14 protein-coding genes are annotated in these 17,597 nt (G+C 42.4%); 9 read left to right on the top strand and 5 right to left on the bottom strand.

From position 1 onward, the window contains the following. Positions 1-151 precede the first annotated feature (151 nt). From DLM76_RS07775 to DLM76_RS07805, 7 genes are all read left to right on the top strand, one after another. Complete coding sequence (locus tag DLM76_RS07775; protein WP_118964839.1) at positions 152-1,774, top strand: TrkH family potassium uptake protein; 1,623 nt, start codon at positions 152-154, stop codon at positions 1,772-1,774. A gap of 133 nt (positions 1,775-1,907) precedes the next feature. Beyond that, positions 1,908-3,296: an ethanolamine ammonia-lyase subunit EutB gene (locus DLM76_RS07780; RefSeq protein ID WP_118964840.1), complete on the top strand. Its 1,389-nt coding sequence runs from the start codon at positions 1,908-1,910 to the stop codon at positions 3,294-3,296. A gap of 3 nt (positions 3,297-3,299) precedes the next feature. Next, positions 3,300-4,070 carry an ethanolamine ammonia-lyase subunit EutC gene (eutC, locus tag DLM76_RS07785; protein ID WP_118964841.1) on the top strand — a complete coding sequence of 257 codons (771 nt, stop codon included), beginning with the start codon at positions 3,300-3,302 and terminating at the stop codon, positions 4,068-4,070. Between the two features lie 126 nt (positions 4,071-4,196). Next, a complete protein-coding gene (locus DLM76_RS07790; protein WP_118954136.1) occupies positions 4,197-5,096 on the top strand; it encodes a decaprenyl-phosphate phosphoribosyltransferase in 900 nt (299 codons plus the stop codon). A gap of 101 nt (positions 5,097-5,197) precedes the next feature. Next, positions 5,198-5,704 (top strand): TlpA family protein disulfide reductase, encoded by a 507-nt coding sequence (locus DLM76_RS07795; protein WP_118964842.1) that lies wholly within the window; start codon positions 5,198-5,200, stop codon positions 5,702-5,704. 147 nt (positions 5,705-5,851) lie between these two features. Beyond that, entirely contained in the window at positions 5,852-7,219 is a 1,368-nt protein-coding gene (locus DLM76_RS07800; RefSeq protein ID WP_158586373.1) for an Lcl C-terminal domain-containing protein, read from the top strand. A gap of 56 nt (positions 7,220-7,275) precedes the next feature. Then, a complete protein-coding gene (locus tag DLM76_RS07805) occupies positions 7,276-8,055 on the top strand; it encodes a hypothetical protein (RefSeq protein ID WP_118954133.1) in 780 nt (259 codons plus the stop codon). A 65-nt stretch (positions 8,056-8,120) separates the two neighbouring features. Here DLM76_RS07805 and DLM76_RS07810 read toward each other — a convergent pair whose 3' ends face one another. The 3 genes from DLM76_RS07810 to DLM76_RS07820 form a co-directional block, all read right to left on the bottom strand. Then, the gene (locus tag DLM76_RS07810; protein WP_118964844.1) at positions 8,121-9,329 is read right to left on the bottom strand and encodes an acyltransferase family protein; all 1,209 of its coding nucleotides are present in this window, start codon (positions 9,327-9,329) and stop codon (positions 8,121-8,123) included. A 46-nt stretch (positions 9,330-9,375) separates the two neighbouring features. Continuing rightward, on the bottom strand, positions 9,376-9,957 hold the full coding sequence (gene lepB, locus DLM76_RS07815) for a signal peptidase I (protein ID WP_135581703.1): 582 nt from the start codon (positions 9,955-9,957) through the stop codon (positions 9,376-9,378). 93 nt (positions 9,958-10,050) lie between these two features. After that, positions 10,051-11,634, bottom strand: coding sequence for an LA_3751/LA_3752 family putative glycosyltransferase (locus DLM76_RS07820; protein ID WP_118964846.1), 1,584 nt, complete (start codon positions 11,632-11,634; stop codon positions 10,051-10,053). Between the two features lie 256 nt (positions 11,635-11,890). Between DLM76_RS07820 and DLM76_RS07825 the strand changes: the two genes are divergently transcribed. Then, the gene (locus DLM76_RS07825) at positions 11,891-13,075 is read left to right on the top strand and encodes an acyltransferase family protein (protein ID WP_158586374.1); all 1,185 of its coding nucleotides are present in this window, start codon (positions 11,891-11,893) and stop codon (positions 13,073-13,075) included. 573 nt (positions 13,076-13,648) lie between these two features. Here the strand turns inward: DLM76_RS07825 and DLM76_RS07830 are convergent. Both DLM76_RS07830 and DLM76_RS07835 read right to left on the bottom strand, forming a co-directional pair. After that, positions 13,649-15,175: an LA_3751/LA_3752 family putative glycosyltransferase gene (locus DLM76_RS07830; protein WP_241548207.1), complete on the bottom strand. Its 1,527-nt coding sequence runs from the start codon at positions 15,173-15,175 to the stop codon at positions 13,649-13,651. A gap of 31 nt (positions 15,176-15,206) precedes the next feature. After that, positions 15,207-16,799: an LA_3751/LA_3752 family putative glycosyltransferase gene (locus DLM76_RS07835; RefSeq protein WP_118964848.1), complete on the bottom strand. Its 1,593-nt coding sequence runs from the start codon at positions 16,797-16,799 to the stop codon at positions 15,207-15,209. 127 nt (positions 16,800-16,926) lie between these two features. Here DLM76_RS07835 and DLM76_RS07840 point away from each other — a divergent pair, with 127 nt between their 5' ends. After that, positions 16,927-17,511 carry an LIMLP_15305 family protein gene (locus DLM76_RS07840; RefSeq protein WP_118954129.1) on the top strand — a complete coding sequence of 195 codons (585 nt, stop codon included), beginning with the start codon at positions 16,927-16,929 and terminating at the stop codon, positions 17,509-17,511. Positions 17,512-17,597 lie beyond the last annotated feature (86 nt).

A 17,597-nucleotide genomic window follows, 5' to 3' on the forward strand; every position in this document is an offset into this window, starting at 1 on the left:
AAGGGACGATTTGGAGAAAGTCGCTCAATTTACCATATTCCAAAAAAGAGCGGTTTTGTAAACTCAAATCGATGAGTCAGACCGTTTAAGAAGCGTTTTTCATTTGCCCCGAAAGGATTTGGAAAAATCATGAGCTTTTGCATTCTCCGCCATGCATCCGTTAAAACTGATTAAAAGAAACGTAAACCGAATCGCAAAGGCCTTCCTTTTGCTTTCGGTTGCCAGAACCCTTTGTTTGGGTTTTGCGGCGGCTATTTTGATCGGTTCGTTCGGAATTTACGTTTCCGAATCGGGTAAACTGACTTATACGAATTCTCTTTATCTCGCAACATCCTCGATTTGTGTTACGGGGCTTTCTCCGGTTCTTCTTTCCGAACTCCAAAGATCCACTCAGTTGATCATGATGTTTCTGATTCAGATCGGCGGTTTGGGAATCATCACGTTTACGGTGTTGATCGGAGTGTTGGTCGTACGCGGTTTATCTCGAAGCACTCGTCTTGCATCCTTCGTGTACGAAGCGACGGACGCTCATCTTGCAAAAAGATTGAGGGAGAAGAAGTCGCCTCCTCATTCCGGTGTCGTCGCACCGGGAAAAACGAAAAACGAGGCAGAAGCTTCGTACGTTCGAAGAATGTTGATTTCATTGTTTAACATTTCGCTTTCGATCGAAGCGGTGGGCGCGACTCTTCTGTATTTTTGTATGCCGGAGACGACGGATCGGCTTCCGGGAACTCCCAGCAAATTGTTTTTAAGTATTTTTACTTCGATCTCCGCGTTTAACAACGCCGGATTTTCCATCGTGGACGATTTGAGCTTTTTGGCGAAAGATCCTCTTTGTCTTTTGATCGTTCAGTTTTTGATCGTGATGGGCGGGATCGGATTTCCCGTGATCATCTTTATCGAGAAGTCGCTCCTCGAGATCGTTCAAAAGTTTATGGGAAAGGTGGAAGCCGTTACCGAAACGTTTATGATGCGGAGAACGGTTCTCCTCGGAGAAGATCCTCCGGGTTGGTATATCTTCGTCATCGCGACTTCGGTTCGATTGGAAGAACGTCTGGAAGTGTATCGTAAGGAATTGTTCGGCGACGCGAACCGGATGCAGATGGCGATCATCGTTTTAGGCTCTTTGATTTTGATTCATATCGGAGGAATTTCGATTCTTCTGATAGAGTATAACAACGTTGAGACGATCGGTAAGATGGGTTTTACGGAGAAGCTGTTCAACTCCTTCTTCCTGTCCGTTTCGTCTAGAACCGCCGGATTCAATACGTTCGACATCACCGAGATTCGAAGCGCGACATACGTGCTTCTTTGTTCCTTGATGTTTATCGGAGGCGGTCCTCAAGGAGCCGCGGGCGGGATCAAGATCACGACCTTCTTTATATTAATCTTATATTTGAAAAACGTAATCAGTCCGCAGGCGCGGGTTCAGGCCTGGGGAGAAGACGTTTCCAAAAACTCGGTCGCGATTTCCACTCGGATCTACTTTCTTGCTACGTTGTCTCTCGTAGTTTTCATGTTCATCATCACTCTCGCCAACGGAAACAAACACGGAATCGAAACGATCTTTTTCGAAGTCATGTCCGCGTTCGGAACCGTCGGTTTGAGTTTGGGAATGACTCCGTATACGAACGATCTCGAGAAGTTTCTTTATATCGCGTTGATGTTTATGGGAAGAGTGGGGACGTTCACTCTTTTGATCGCGTTCACCGGTCACTCCGGTCTCGGCGACTTGGGAAGCAAGGACGACGGTCTCAAGATTCAAGTGGGCTAAGCGTTCTCACTTGTTCGAGTTCGGTTGATGCCGAGTTTTTCCCGGTTCCTTTTCTTCTTTCCGTAACGTTGTCTCGTTTTTTCCTCCAAAAATTCTAGTTGCAGTTCCTTAAAAAAAACGGAATCTCTGGTCCGTGGAATACAGAACCAGGATTCAAAATCGTCATTATCAATTCGGAGATCTGAAGAATCTTCTCGCAAAGGCGAGTCCTCTGCGTTCGGGAGATATTCTCGCGGGGATCGCCGCCGCGAGTTACGAAGAGCGGGTCGCGGCACAGATGATTCTCGCCGATCTTCCTTTGTCCGTATTTTTGGAAGAACCTTTGATTCCATACGAAGAAGACGAAGTAACGCGTCTGATCCTGGATCGTCACGATCGGAATTCGTTTTCCAAGATCTCTTCGATGAGCGTGGGAGAATTCCGCGAATTTTTGTTAAGCGAAAAGACCGATTCCGAGGTTCTGAAAGGTTTAATCTTCGGTATCATTCCCGAAATGGCGGCGGCCGTTTCCAAACTTTGTTCGATTCAGGATCTCATTGCGATCTCAAAAAAGTGCAGGGTCGTTACGAAGTTTCGAAATACGATCGGTCTTCCGGGACGACTTTCCGCAAGACTCCAACCCAATCACCCCACGGACGATCTCAAAGGAATTTCCGCCGGAATTTTAGACGGACTTCTGTTAGGAAGCGGAGACGCGGTGATCGGAATCAATCCGGCGACGGACAATCTTCCATCGGTCCATTCTTTGCTGAATCTATTGGACGCACTCATTCAAAAATACGAAATCCCCACGCAGAGTTGCGTTCTCAGTCATGTGACGACTACTCTCGAATTGATTCGCAGAGGCGCACCGGTCGATCTCGTTTTTCAATCGGTGGGGGGAAGTCAAAAGCTCAATGAAAGTTTCGGAATCAATCTTCAATTGTTAAGCGAAGCGAGAGAAGCGGCGCTTTCCCTCAAACGCGGAACGGTCGGAGACAACGTGATGTATTTCGAAACCGGTCAAGGAGCCGGTCTTTCCGCGGATGCGCATTGGGGAGTCGATCAACAGACGTTGGAAACGCGCGCGTATGCGGTCGCGAGAGAATTCTCCCCTTTGCTCGTAAATACGGTCGTGGGTTTTATCGGACCGGAATACTTATACAACGGAAAACAAATTCTCAGAGCGGGAATGGAAGATCACTTCTGCGGAAAACTTTTGGGACTTCCTATGGGAGTCGACGTTTGTTACACGAACCACGCCGAAGCGGATGGGGACGACATGGACACGTTACTCACTCTTTTGGGAGTCGCGGGCTGCAATTACATCATGGGGGTTCCGGGAGCGGACGACGTTATGCTATCTTATCAGAGCACTTCCTTTCACGACGCGTTGTATCTTAGACAAGTCCTCGGTTTAAAACCCGCACCCGAGTTTGAAGAATGGCTTTTGAAAAAGGGAATCTTGGATTCCAATCTGATTCCTATGGACGAAAAATTACAAACCGGACTTTTATCCGATTTGGAAACGTTGGCGGGTTGAAGTATGAATTGGGAAGAATGGAAACGATGGACCTCCGCAAGAATCGGCTTGGGCCGTTCGGGAGTTTCGCTTCCTACAAAAGAAATTCTAAGATTTCGTTTGGATCACGCGCGCGCAAGAGACGCGGTCTGGGCCGAAGTGGACTTTGCCAATCTTTTCGATTTTTTATCGGCGTACGGTTTGCCGTATGTCGAGATCAAATCCAAAGCCGACTCGCGGGAAGAATATCTCGCTCGTCCCGACCTCGGAAAAAAAGTTTCTTCGCAAGGTTATAAAACTTTGGGAGCGCTAAAGGAAAGCGATTCCAAGTTCGAGGGAGAATTCGATCTGAGTTTGGTGATTTCGGACGGTCTTTCCGCGAGTGCGATTCGAGATTCTTTACTTCCTTTTTTGGAAACGTTTCTTCCCGCATTACAAACTCTGAAACTCAAGATAAGTCCGGTTACGATCGTAAAAAACGGAAGAGTGGCGATCGCGGACGAGATCGGAGAATTTTGGAACGCAAAGGCGGCCGTCATTCTGATCGGTGAACGTCCGGGATTATCGACAGAAAACAGTCTAGGTTTGTATCTAACGTATCAACCTTCGAGCGGTCTTACCGACGAACGAAGAAACTGCATCTCCAACATTCGTCCGGGGGGAATGTCCTTTGCGGACGCTTCTCGAAAGGCGGCGTATCTTCTTTCCTTGTCCCTGCAAAAACAAATCTCAGGCGTCCACCTCAAAGACGAAGAAGCGCTTCCGATTTCGGAAACGAAAAAGATCGATTCGTAAAAATCGCTCGAAACGATTTTGAAAGAAAGATTCTATCTTGATTTCGGATTCATTCGATCCGTTTTACCCTTTCCTTATCCGGTTTTTCCTTGCTGAATTGAGGGATTCTAAGGAATGTAACCGGGTATGCTCTTCCAGTATTTGAAATTGCTCCGAATCCATCAGTGGATCAAAAACGTAATCATTTTTGCGGGCATTATCTTTGCAAAGAAGCTGACCGATCCGGAATCCGTGCAGCGTGTGGTCGCGGCCTTTTTTCTTTTTTCCTTAGTCGCAAGTTGTCAGTATGTGGTGAACGATTATCTGGATCGTAAGGAAGACGCGCTCCATCCCGAAAAAAAACACAGACCTCTCGCTTCCGGAAAATTGGATCCATCGTTCGCACTTTTTATCACGGCGATCATTCTTCCTTTGTCCTTGATCCTTGCGTATTTATTGCATCCGGTCTTTTTCGGTCTCGTTGCGTTTTATCTCGTGTTCAACGTTCTTTACAGCAAGTTCTTAAAACACATGGTGATCTTGGACGTGATGAGCATCAGCATCGGTTTCGTGATTCGCGCGATCGCGGGTTCCGTGATCATCCACGTTTCGTTTTCATCCTGGCTTCTTTTGTGTACGTTCATGCTCGCTCTTTTCTGGGGATTTTCCAAACGCAGGGGAGAATTGATCATTCTCGAAGGAAACGCAAAAGGTCACCGCAAGATTCTGGACGAATATTCGACCGGGTTTCTGGACATGATGCTCGGGATCGTCGCTACGATGACTTTGATGAGTTACGTTTTATACGTCACGAGCCCCACTACCATCGCGAATCTCGGAACCGATCAGATGATTTACACAATTCCGATCGTAGTGTATGCGATCTTCCGTTCTTTATACATCATTTACATCAAGAACATGGGGCATAACCCGACCAAGGCGATTCTTTCCGATTGGGGCGTTTTACTCGCCGGTTTAATCTGGGTCGCTTTAGTAATCGCGATCATGTATTCCGGTTTTGGAAAGGGAATTCGTTTCGATCTTTAAATCGACTACGGATTCGTTTTCGGAATTTTTACGAACGAAACCTTTACCGGAAATCCGCGATCGAACGTAACAATCTCCGACGGTAAACGAATTCAAAACCGATGAAAGAATTTTTGAAAAAGAGCGGAACCGCCGCTCTTTGGATTTTGCTGTTCTTAACGATAACCGGTGCGTTATCGATTTTCAAAGCTTCCGATTTAAAACCCGGTGTTTCACTCAACGGGACCGATCTGTACGGGGGAGGCAAATACGACTCGGGACAAAAGGTGACGGTCGCGTATTTCTGGGCGACTTGGTGCGGAGTTTGTTCGACCAATCTTCCTTTAGTCCGATGGTATGCGGATCGACTCGAACAAAGTTCGAGATTCTCCTTTGTGAGTTTGGAAGAAGGGGAAAATCCGGCGGAACTGGAACGATATGTCCGAGAACGCGAAGTGAACTTCAAGGTCGTTCCCGCCAATCCTCTTCTATTAAAAGAATGGAAGGTGAACGCCTATCCTTCGTTCGTCGTTTTGGATCGTTCCGGCGTGATCCGTTTTGCCGATACGGGTATGATGAACCCGTTGAGTTTTTTCCTGAGAATCTGGATCGCATATTTCTTTTTTTGAACCGAAAATTTCCGTTTTCATTTTGGAAATATTTTTCCAAATTCGGGATTCAATTCTTCCGATAATGATTGTAAAATCGGTTTTTTTTACATCCATTGATACTGGGGACTTTCTTTCCGGAAACCGTCGAATTTAATGCGAACAAAAATGTCTTTTCGATTCTCACTTTTGTGCTTTATAACTTGCGCTTTTCTTCTTGCGAACTGCAAATCCAAACTCGAAGAAAACGTCTGCGATCCGAATTCCAAGGCCTATTTAGAATCGGCTTTCCTAAGTTCGGGTTCGGGCGGTTTGTATCCCTTCTGCGGTCCCGCTCCGACTTCTCTGAGTTATCCGACCGCCGCGTTTGCGAACGGAAGTCCGATCAGTCTGAGTCCGAATGCGGTTGGAAACGGATTGAGTTATTCCATTTCTCCGGCGTTGCCTACGGGCGTTTTTTTGGATCCGATCGGAGGAGGAATCTCGGGGTCTTACATCGGTTATGCGGGAATCGATTCCGTATATCAAATCAAAGCCGCGAATTCCGCGGGAAGCATTACGTATTCTTTGGAATTGATTTTGTACGGCCCTCCTCCGTTAAAAACCGGTCAGACCTCCTGTTGGGACGGTGCGGGAACCGCGATTTCCTGTAGCGGAACCGGACAAGACGGAGAACTGCAAAACGGATCGACTTCGAGTTTAACCGGACCGACGAACGTTACGGGAACGGATTACACGACCACGGACAATCTTTCGGGTTTAGTTTGGAAAAGCTGCGAAGAAGGGCAAACCGGGTCCACGTGTACGGGTGCGCCGAGCAGCTTAAGCTGGGCTGCGTCGCTGACCGCTTGCACCTCTTTGAATTCTCCGGGGTACGGAAATCGAACCGACTGGAGACTTGCGTCTTTGCGGGAATACGCGACCATGTTGAATTACAGCGGTTCCAGTCCTGCGACTTACACGTCTTTCTTTCCAAACGCGAACGGTGTGGGTCATTGGAGTTCCGATCGGGATCCGAACGCACCCGGAACACAAAGCGTATATGTTTCTTTCACCGATGGAATCGTAGGATTGACGATTCAGGGAAATACCAACGACGCGCGTTGCGTATCGGGAAGCGCCTTGCCTTCCTTGTCGTTTAAGAATAACGGAGATTCTACGATCACGGACATCAACACAGGGTTGATTTGGATGCAATGTACGGTGGGTCATTCGGGTTCCGCTTGCAACACGGGAGTCGCGACTTCATTGACTTGGTCGAACGCTTTGACCGCGTGCAATTCTTCTACGCAGGGAGGAAGACGTTGGAGACTTCCTTCCGTGAACGAGTTGAGAAGCATCTTGGATTTGAGCGTCGGAAATCCTTCGATCAGCGGAACCTATTTTCCGAACACGTTGGCTACGAACTATTGGACTTCTACGAGTTATACGAATCCGGCGGATGCGTGGGTGATTCATTTCGGAGCCTCCAACAACGTGATGAATCTTACGAAACCTTCGGTCGCGTATGTGCGTTGTGTTTCGACCGGACCTTGAGTTTTTCGAAAGGAACTCGATTCAGATTCGATTCTTCCCAAACCGATAAATAGATTATGGAGCCGTTCAAACCGAAACCCTTATTGAATAAGTCGGAATTACGGCAGATCAAAAAATCCAGAACGAGGGTTGAAGGGAAAAAAGTACTCACGGACGACGTTAAAAAGCTGAAGTCTCTCAGCGTAACGCCGGATCTTCCCAAAAAAGAACTCATCCATTATTACAAAGAACCGATTTGGATCGAATATTATATTCCGAGAGAATCCAGATTCGCATACGAAGTCAAATATCTATTCGTTAAACTGGTCGATCCGATTCCGAAACCGGCGCCCGCCGATGAAATACTGCGTGAGGCGATTTCCAAAGGAGAATTTGTAGACGTGATGGATGTGCTGTTTCGGTATCCCGAAAAGGAAACGCTGATTCGAAACAGTTATCTCAATACGTTTTCGTTTTTGGAATCGATTTCCGCCAATTACAAACATTATCTGCAAACGAAAGACGCATACGATTTGAGAATTCCCTTGTTTCACACGGAGGCGTTGATGAAACGAGAGCCAACGGTTGCAACCTTGGAATTTTTAGGACCGTATACGATCTACAATCTCAATTGGTTGATCCGCAAGTTAAACGAGGCCGGACAGGAATTCTCTCTGGAAGACGAAACGATTTCCGTTTTGATCAAACGAAGAAACGAATACTGGGAGGAAAACTCCTTGGCTACGGACGAAGACTTCGAGTTATTCGCGGCCCTTTTTTACGAACAGGCCTTTCCGCACCGCGGTTCGGATTTTGACGACTCGCTTTTGTTTAAGGAAACAGGCGAAAACAACTAAGGATTGTTAGCGGGAAGTCGGAAACGGACTCCGACTTTCCCGTTTTTGGAAAGTATGTATTTCTTTTAGCTGATCTTTTTTTGAATTCCGGTCAACTTATCTTTGAGCACTAAAAACGGATGTTCGATTACAAGAAAAAAGAACCAGGATATAAGAAACGTTACGAATACTAAATAAATACTCGTAAGTAGAAACATCCATACCGTCGGCGTTCCTAAAAGTAAGGGAAGAATTTTCTTTGCTGCAAGAGGAATCGCGAAGATGTGCCAAAGATAGGCTGTGTATCCAAGTCGAGCGAATGGTCTAAATAGAGCCATTCCGAAAAATCGATTTAATATCCCTGGATAAAAAGAAAAATACATGAGGACTCCAAATCCGAAAGAAAGGGCGAGCGGTCGGAGAACCAAGGGCCAGGACTCGCCCGGATCCACCTGATGCGCTCCGATGACCAAAAGCAAACCAAATATTAGGATTATCGAATTTAAGATTTTATTTTTTTTCGCCCTTTCGGGAGTCATCGGAAAATGATGAAAGACTTCATATACTATCATTCCGGCAAGTATAGAATCGAACCTTGCATAAAAGAGATAGACTGCATGTACGTCAGCCGGAAATGCTAATTTCATTCTCACGAGAAAAGCGGTTATGAAACCGAAAAGATAAAATACGAATCGTGTGCGTATGCTCACCTTAAAAAGAAAAAAGACGCAAATAAACGGAAGAATCATATAAAAATGTTCTTCGATTGATAGGGACCAGCCTCCGTTGTACAAAGAGGTTGGATAAAAATCGGAAAAATAGAATAAGTCGATCCATACGGTGGCCATTTTACTTTTTGTATCGGCTATCAGAGCGAGAACCTGAGGATTGGTAATTTGCAGTTTTTCTAATTTAGCCAACTGTTGATGTTTACTGTAATAAAGAACGGCCAATGCGACGTAGTAGGCAGGAAAAATTCGTAGAGACCGTTTGATAAAAAATTGTTTGATTTCTATTTTTCCGCTTTTTTCGTGTTCTCGGAACAAGCCGCCGTAGATCAAAAATCCGCTGAGTAAAAAGAAAAAATCCACTCCCGATGAAAGTGACCCTAAAAAAAGACGAAGAGGGTCAGGATCTCCGGGGATGATCGTTTTTGCCGTGACCCATCCGTGAAAGATTACGACGGAAAGGATCGATAAGGCTCGAATTCCATTTAAATTTTCATATTCGTTCGGTTTTTTATGAAAAATGGAAAGAAAATAACGTCGTATATTCATTTTTTTTAAAATACTCATTATTATTTTAAATTCTACAATATATCCTAACTTTAGGAGTGAAGTATTACAAAAACAGCCAAACCTTACCGCGCAGCTTTTGAAACGGAACCAAACCGTAGTTTCTGGAATCCGTAGAATTTTCCCGGTTGTCGCCTAAAACCAAAAAATAGCCAGGAGGAATTCTTCCCGCGTCTCCGATCGGAACGTTTCCTTTAACTGCACTCATCGGAATCATGGAAAGGGACGGCGCAATCGTTTTAAAGCCCGGCTTTAAAAAAGTTTCCTGCAACGGCCCGTCATTGATGAGAATTCGATCGTTTTCAAAACGGAAATAATCTCCCGGAAGTCCGACGACTCTTTTTAAACTCAACTCTTCTTCCAATCCGTCGAGAACGAGAACTTCGAAGCGATCGACTTTCCCTTCGATGAAGGAAATTTCCCATTTCCCGATTCTTGCGGGAAATCCCCATTTGGTGACTAAGATCAAATCGCCTTCCTTATAAGAAGGGGCCATGGAGTAGCCCGAAATGAAATAGATCTGAAATAAAAAAATCCTCATCAAAAGAATCGTGAACAAGGAAAGAAAAACGGGAAGAATACTCCGCATATACTTTCTTATCTTCGATTTTATTTCGAGGGCTTTCATCGGAGCGTAAGACAATGTCCTCGGGATGAGGGTGGGGAGAAAAGCCAAAAAATGCGTCGATAAATTCAAAAAAACGGAAGATTAAAAAAACGATTATCGTTTCAGGATTCCTGTCCAGATTTCATATTCCTTAATCTTTAAATTCTGAAAGTTCAAAAGTTCCGATCTTAATCGAGGAAGTAGCGACTGTTGATCCCACGATATCGGTTTGACAAACTCTATCCCGGCGGAATTCTTCTCAATCTTCTCTTTGGTCTTGAAATCGATCCTTTCAAGATTGTATTGAACGAATGCGATTTTTTTATCCGGCCAGGTGCGGGAAGCTTTCTGAATGATTTCGATAACCTTTTCCGAATTCTCAGCCTTTAAAACGATTCTATCTAAATAGTGTGTTCCGATGGTATAAAAAGATAAATAATCAGTGTAAACCCAGATGTCCGCGTTAACACTCGATAGAATCGATTCGAACCTTTTGACATGAAGACTTCTTTCTCTTTGAATAACTAGGCCGAGTATGCCGAGTAAAAATGAATAAACGAAACAAATAACGAAGATCCATTTAATTCTTGTTTTGCCTTTGCGAATCGAATAGAACCAATACTTACGGATTAGGATACAATAAGGTATAATCAAGGATGCGAAAAACCGCGGTCCCCAGTTGTTGAATCCGTCATTCGGTGTTGTCAATAATACTAATATCAAAAAAAGCAGGGATGAGCCGAGAAGCGTGAAATTCGTTTTCGAGAGTTTTTTAAAACGAAATAGCAAAATTCCAAATAACAAAATCGCCAACGGTAAATATCCGAAATATCCGATCTTCAGCGGGCCGAAAAAGAGAAGATTCTTAATCCAGTCGATTCTGACGTTCCAACTTACGGAAAAACCTTTGAGATTTGCTATATATCTTGTTCCGAGAATCTGACCATAATCAATCCAATTGAAGATCAGAAAGATTGCGACGGTTGATAGAAAAGCTAAAAAAGTAAAAGTCGGCTTTGTTAGAATTTTTAAATCCTTCGTTTGAAGGTATTTTTTCAAAAATCCTATGGAATAGAATAGAAGGAACGATCCTGCAAAAATCAATCCTTCCAATCGGAACCAAACATAAAGCCCTAAAAATAGTCCTGCGAAACAATACTTCGCAAACGTAGGTCTTCCTTTAAAAAGAAGAATCAAAGGAATCAAGGAAAGCAGGATGATCAACGTATTTTCGGAAAAATCCAAGGAAAGAGGCCAAGCGAAGGTGGCAAAGAAAGATAGAAATAAAAACAGAAAGTCGAAGCGCCAATATCTTCTCAGAAGTATCAAAGTTATAAACGATATGATAACGGAAAAGTAGGGAAGGTTCTTAATGCCGACGATCCAGTAAAAAGGACTTACCAAAATTGCAAAGGAAATCGGGAATGCGCTGATCAATCGATCTTTGTTGATAACATAAAGGTTGGAGGGCAGATAATAATATTCTAAGTTTGTATCGATTCTTTTTCCGGGATAAAACAATTCTTCCGATTGAAATTTGTTTTGAATCAGAGATTCGATTTGTATCGCTTTATCGTGACTATCTTGAAAAAGAGAATACTCCGGGAATGTAAGTCGCAACGAACCGAAGATTCCGATGAACAAGAGCGACCAGAGTAAGACTTCTTTAGAGCGGGAATGGGAAAGGATCTTTTTCATATAACTTCTAATTGTTGATCCAAAGAAAAAAATTTGTCTAATGAGAAGACACGCTTCTACAGAACTTTGTTAAAGTGTCGCAGAGGAGGAAAAGAGCAACTATAAATTTCGAATAAAACCAAAAGCCGAAGCTGGAAAAGGGAGAAATAATTCAGCCGTTGACTTCCGGTCCCTTTCAAGGCTGTGCAAATTGATTTACAGACTTCCTCGTATGTTTTTTTATGAAATATCTCCTGAAATAGGTATTTTCCGCGTTATGAAAGCTGCTTTCTTATCTCTTTTTGAAAAACGAACTTGGGAAAAGGATTCTCTCAATGGACTGAGGGCCATTTCAATGATGGCTATTTTTATCTTTCACCTATCAGATCCGATTCGTGATCAGCTTCCGCAAGATACCGCCATCCTCAATACGTTCATAAGCAATCTCACTTCCTCGGTTGATTTATTTTTTATTTTAAGCGGCTTTTTGATTTACGGAGTTCTTTATCGGACTTGGGAAAAAACGGGAACGCTCAGTTTTAAAGAATTTTATATCAATCGAAGTTTAAGAATTTTTCCGGCGTATTATTCGTTCATCTTTATAACGCTTCTCGTAAATAAGTTGCAATTGAAAATGATGGCCGCCTCGTCCGATCCGAAAATTCAAGCCTTATTACCTTCCTATTCCGAATCCGTGAGTCGATGGATCTATGATGCGCTTTACGTATCGAATTACGTAACCTCTTCTCACTTTCATACATGGTCTCTTTCTCTGGAAGAGCAATTTTATTTGATCTTTCCGTTCATTTGCTATTTTATACTTTTTAAGTTATCGACTAAACCTCGGATTGTGTTTCTTGTTCTTTTGTATTTCTCTGCGGCGCTCATCCGATCTTTAGTTCATCAAGCGAACAGCGGAGATCAACCTTATCAAGTCTTCGATTTATTATTTCATCGTCCGGCGCACACACGATTTGATTCGATCGTAGCCGGAATTATGGCTTTCGAACTTTATAAGAATTGGAATATCATTCCAAAAGAACATGATCGAATCAGGGAGTGGTATTTTCTTCTACCCGGTTTATTGTTTTTATCGATAGCAAGTTTCGTTCCTTATAAATTCTCCGTTTATTACAATGTATTTCGCTTTAATTTTTCTAATCTGGGTTATGCAATGGTGATGCTCGCCAGCATCCATAATGTATCTTTTATCGGTAAGTTTTTAGGTCTCCGGATTTTTACTCCTTTGGCAAGAATCAGTTATGGAACTTATTTGTGGCACATCGTCGCAATATTCATTGCCGGCACGCAGTTAAGAATAAACGTTCACAGTATTTCCTGGCTTGAGTTTTGCAAAGCTCTTGTGATCGGTTTTTCATACGCGCTCATTTTTGCCTTCGTATCGTACATGTTGATCGAATATCCGTTTCTCAGTTTGAAAAACAGACTTAAAAAAGATTAAACACAGTTCTGCAAAAGGTAGAACTGTGCGGATTCCGAAGTTACCTGTTGCGAAGATTTATTTTTTAAGTTTACGTAGATACTGAGTAGCAATCGCGCCTTTGTAAGTCAGAGGTCCTTATGCTCGAAAGTCGGAGTTCAGTTTAGTTTTTAAATCGCCCGTTGCTTCGGTAGAAAAGATGGGTGCCGCGTTCGATATTTTTTGGGAAAGCAAGTTTTCTGCCTTATCATTTTTCGAATTAATCGTATTCTATGAATATGATTGTAAGTATTCGCAAATTATCTTATATCGGCAAAATCTTAAGCATAAAATATTTACTTCGTTGATTAGAAGTAGTTATGGGACGTATTTCTGATATATCTTGACAATCTTTAGAGCGAATACTCAGTTAAAAATAAGTGCAGGAGATATGAGATATGGCGTCCTGGATAAAATCGTGTAGTAGCTTCTTGAAATCGATTTTCTTATGCTCTTCTTATTCGTTTTTGTTTCGAATATGATTATCGAATATCCGTTTTAAATCTGAAAAATCAGCTTAATAAGAATGAGATAGCATAGTAAAAAACCTTGAGTTCAATCTCTCGTTCTTTGAAACCTGGTCATTTTAACCCCTTTGAAATCTGATTGAGCTACTTCATGACCAAATTGTTTTAAAAAATCGAATTTCAATTTGATTCGTTCTTTTTGTAAAAGTGCCGTAGTTTCTGTACCTAAAAAATTTAATTCGGAATTCATTTCGAAAACAGCTACTGATTCGATGGATTTATCTTTTTTTACGTTTGAAATAATACGCTCCACATTCGTCTCGCGGTTAATACATAGTATCTTTCTAGACAAATGATCTATACCGGCCTGTCCGCAGAGCAGCGGATCTGTAAAAATCCAGAGCGAACTATCATCTTGGGAATAATAGTTGCGATATATTCTCTCCTGTTTGACCGAATGTTGCAAAATTTTTAAAATTACTCCAGATATTAAAAACGAAAGAACGATCAAAGAAATTGAAATAATTTTCCAAGTTTTTTGCGGCATCCAAAGTTCCCAAAGGGCTAATAATGGAATAATCGTAAGCACAACATATCGTCCAGTAATAGTGATTCCGTCATTAGGGGCAAGGGTTCCTACTAAAATGATGTTAAGCCCGATAACAAAAAGTAAAAAAGTAATTTTTTCATCCTTTGGATATTTACTGAAAATATAATATATTATTGGAACTAATAAAAAGGGAGAACAGAAGAAAAGGCCAAATTTCGGAATTCCACTTACGTAATTGAAGAAAGTGATGGAAAAAAAACGAGAAACCTTGCCTAAAAGATCTGAAGAATCATGTCCATAGTTGAACATAAATCGTACGCCTAATATATGACCGTAATCGTAAAAATTCCATATAAAGAACAGAATAAGAGGCGATATACCAAGCAAGATTCCGATTAAATTCAATTTTCTAAATATAGTTTGTCGATCCTTAAAGGAAAATAACCCCTCTGCGATAATCAGACTCGCTAAGAATATAATAGATTCCAAACGAAGCCAAACTGGAATTGAACAGAAAAACAATGCAAAATAAAGTTCTTTGATTTCTTTATTACTACGATAGTTAAGCCAATAAGAAAAACCAATCGAATTGAAAAGAAAGTAAATCGAGTATTCACTGAAATCTAAGCTAAGAGCGAAAAGTATGGTAGCCCAGAATCCTAATATTACAGTTCTTTGGCCGATTATTTTTTTCCGGGATAGAAAAAAAAGAGCAAAGACCATACATAAAGATGAACATAAGGGCATCCATTTCCAGGAAACACCCGTTAGGCGAAGAATAGATGATAAAAAAGTAAATCCTATAGGATACTGGCCTATAAATCGTCCTCGAATTTCTTTTGCAAACCCAGGAAGGAAGAATGCTTCTCGCATTGGATCAAGACTTTCGGCAGGGTATCTGATGACCTCGGATTGAAAACCGTTTTGAATTAAAGAATCGGTTTGCATGGCCTTTAGGGCCGAATCCGCAATATAAGAATTTTCTGTCCCAAAACTGATGTGAATTATTGGTATGATGCACACCAATACGAAAATAGCCCATTGTTCTTTTATTTTTTGTAACATTATATCTTTTGAATCCTTATTTGGACAATGATTATCTTTTATATATTCCATAAAGGATCTCGATGCTTCCGATCTTTTTCCTATCCAGAATTCGAATGGATTCTATCTTGGAAACCTCGTTTGAATCGAAAAGGCTCAGATAACCGATCATCCCTTCTTTCGTATTCGCGTCGTATTCCAAATTTTTCATTCCTTCCGTATATTCTTTTGAATAAGCGAAGTATTCGAACGGAACCGTTTTCTTGTTGTGGAACGCGGAAAACTTTTTCAAAAGATCGATGAGTTCCGGAACCCCTACTGCTTGATAGACCCGGCCTTGAAAATACAGACCTTCGCTCGCCATTCCGCCGATCAGCCCGTTTTGAAAGACGAGAAGATTCTCCTGCGGTTCTTTTAAAATAAATTCCTGAACGACCTTGGTATTCTTCGCAAAACCCTTCGTGGTTTTATAATAGATCCAAGTCGGAAATACGGAAACCGCAAGAAGCGCGTAAAATAAAATTCTCCATAAAATCTTTTGAGTTTTGAGAAATGTAAAGGTTCTGGAAGCAAGCAAAAACAATCCGGGAAGTCCGGGCGCGAGATAACGAGATCCGAATTCCGCGCCGCCGTCGTTCGGTGCGGCGGTTGCGGCGGCGAGTATCCCCAGAATCGAACTGAGAATCAAAGCGGTTTCTTTTTCGGAGAATTCGATTTTTCTTTTTATGAATAAAAACGCGGAAGTGAAAAGCCCGATGAATAAAAACGGAGAATATCCGAAAAGACCTAACTTTAGGTTTCCGTAAAATAAGAGATTTATGAAATTCTTAAATAGATTGGAGCCGCCGGCGGAGTCGTAATTCGCGTTGTATCTCGGTCCTAAGGGAGAATGAAAGAACGTCTGGTTGAATCCGCAATACGCCAAAAACAAAAGAACCAGAATCGCCGAAGTTAAAAAGAATCGCGTTTGATTTCCGTTTTTTTCTCGGAACGGAAAACGGAAAAACGCCTCGCAGGCCCAATAGATTCCGATAAAAATCAGATATTCCAAACGGAACCAATAACAAAGAGATAAGACGATTCCGGAGGACGCAGCAAATAAGATCGATTGTTTCTCTTTGGATCTTTGGTAAAGAACCGTTCCGCATACGAAAAGAAACAATCCGACACCTACGTCCATAAACAGATAACCGTTCATCACGACGGGTGTAAGAAAGGAAAACAAAAGAATCTGCCAGGAAGGAACGTCGTATTCTTTGCCGATCCAATACAACGCAAAACCGATCAACAACGCGGACAAAAAATAAATTCCGTATGCGCCTCCGAGCGGATACGCAAACGCATAAAGAATTCCTAATGAAACAGGAAACGCGATGATCGTATGCCCGTTTACGATCGACATCTTGAGAAGGCTGAACTTGAGTTCCGGATCGAACTTTAATCCGGGATAAAAAACGTCCAAGGATTGAAACCCGCTGAGAAAGATCGATTTTCCGAGGATGAACTTTTCGTAGTGATCCGCGGAAAGAAGATATTTCGGAGGAACGGTTAGGTATAAAAAAAAGGCAAAGAAAAAAGCGGCCGGTAGGAGCGAAGCCTTATGGGTAAAAACTCGGGTGATAAAATCTTTCGTTCGAGCGATCATGAATTTGTAAAAATCGTTATTTCAGGAGGAATCCCGTAAGGAGTCAACGTATCGATTTCCGTTCCGAGGTCAATCCGTTTCGTTTTTTCATTGATCCAATCAGAGAATCGTGTAAAACTTGAGGATTATGCAGCAGGAAACTTCTACAGGTCAAAATTTACTTGGTCAATTTCTTTCAACGTCGCCGGTAAAAACTCTGATTTCCCGTTATCATACGGAACGCGGGAAAATCCGAAGTTTTATGGAAAAGCTGCCTCTGTATTCGAGCGCTCTCAAGGATCATGAATTTCAGAACGCCGATTCTTTATTGAGAAAAGAGTTGGCTTCCAAGATTTCCCGTTTGAAAGAGCCCGTTCGAAGAATGGAAGAGGCTTTCGTTTCCGCAAGAAAGATGGATCTCATCGGTAGCAGCGAAATCGCGGTTTTGCTGATCGATAAACTCGTGAATACAATTCAATCGGCGGGTTATGGGGCGACCGGGTTGGGAACCGGTTTTAAAGCGACTTCGGAAGAATTGGAAAAACTCGCGGAATTCGATTTTTCCTTGTTTAAAGAAGTGGAAGGAATCGAATCCAAAATTCAATCTCTCAAAGTTACGGCCGATTCCTCCGTTCAGGAAATTAAGAATACGATCGGAGACATTCGTTTCGCTTTGGACGGATTGGAAAACGCGTTTCGATCCAGAAAGACGTTGTTCTCGAAACTCTCTTGATAGGAAAGCGGGTCTTATCTTTCGTATCTTTGAAAGAATGTCGAAAGAATCGGCGTCTATACGCTCGTGCAATCTTAAATAACGAT

Origin of the sequence: Leptospira yasudae, assembly GCF_003545925.1 — a bacterium.
Lineage (GTDB): Bacteria > Spirochaetota > Leptospiria > Leptospirales > Leptospiraceae > Leptospira > Leptospira yasudae.

Excerpts from the sequence above, each read along its gene's own strand:
- DLM76_RS07775 (WP_118964839.1), top strand. The coding sequence starts at position 152 with ATGCATCCGTTAAAACTGATTAAAAGAAACGTAAACCGAATCGCAAAG.
- eutC (WP_118964841.1), top strand. The coding sequence starts at position 3,300 with ATGAATTGGGAAGAATGGAAACGATGGACCTCCGCAAGAATCGGCTTG.
- DLM76_RS07790 (WP_118954136.1), top strand. The coding sequence starts at position 4,197 with ATGCTCTTCCAGTATTTGAAATTGCTCCGAATCCATCAGTGGATCAAA.
- DLM76_RS07795 (WP_118964842.1), top strand. The coding sequence starts at position 5,198 with ATGAAAGAATTTTTGAAAAAGAGCGGAACCGCCGCTCTTTGGATTTTG.
- DLM76_RS07800 (WP_158586373.1), top strand. The coding sequence starts at position 5,852 with ATGTCTTTTCGATTCTCACTTTTGTGCTTTATAACTTGCGCTTTTCTT.
- DLM76_RS07805 (WP_118954133.1), top strand. The coding sequence starts at position 7,276 with ATGGAGCCGTTCAAACCGAAACCCTTATTGAATAAGTCGGAATTACGG.
- DLM76_RS07810 (WP_118964844.1), bottom strand. The coding sequence starts at position 9,329 with ATGAGTATTTTAAAAAAAATGAATATACGACGTTATTTTCTTTCCATT.
- lepB (WP_135581703.1), bottom strand. The coding sequence starts at position 9,957 with ATGAAAGCCCTCGAAATAAAATCGAAGATAAGAAAGTATATGCGGAGT.
- DLM76_RS07820 (WP_118964846.1), bottom strand. The coding sequence starts at position 11,634 with ATGAAAAAGATCCTTTCCCATTCCCGCTCTAAAGAAGTCTTACTCTGG.
- DLM76_RS07825 (WP_158586374.1), top strand. The coding sequence starts at position 11,891 with ATGAAAGCTGCTTTCTTATCTCTTTTTGAAAAACGAACTTGGGAAAAG.
- DLM76_RS07830 (WP_241548207.1), bottom strand. The coding sequence starts at position 15,175 with ATGTTACAAAAAATAAAAGAACAATGGGCTATTTTCGTATTGGTGTGC.
- DLM76_RS07835 (WP_118964848.1), bottom strand. The coding sequence starts at position 16,799 with ATGATCGCTCGAACGAAAGATTTTATCACCCGAGTTTTTACCCATAAG.
- DLM76_RS07840 (WP_118954129.1), top strand. The coding sequence starts at position 16,927 with ATGCAGCAGGAAACTTCTACAGGTCAAAATTTACTTGGTCAATTTCTT.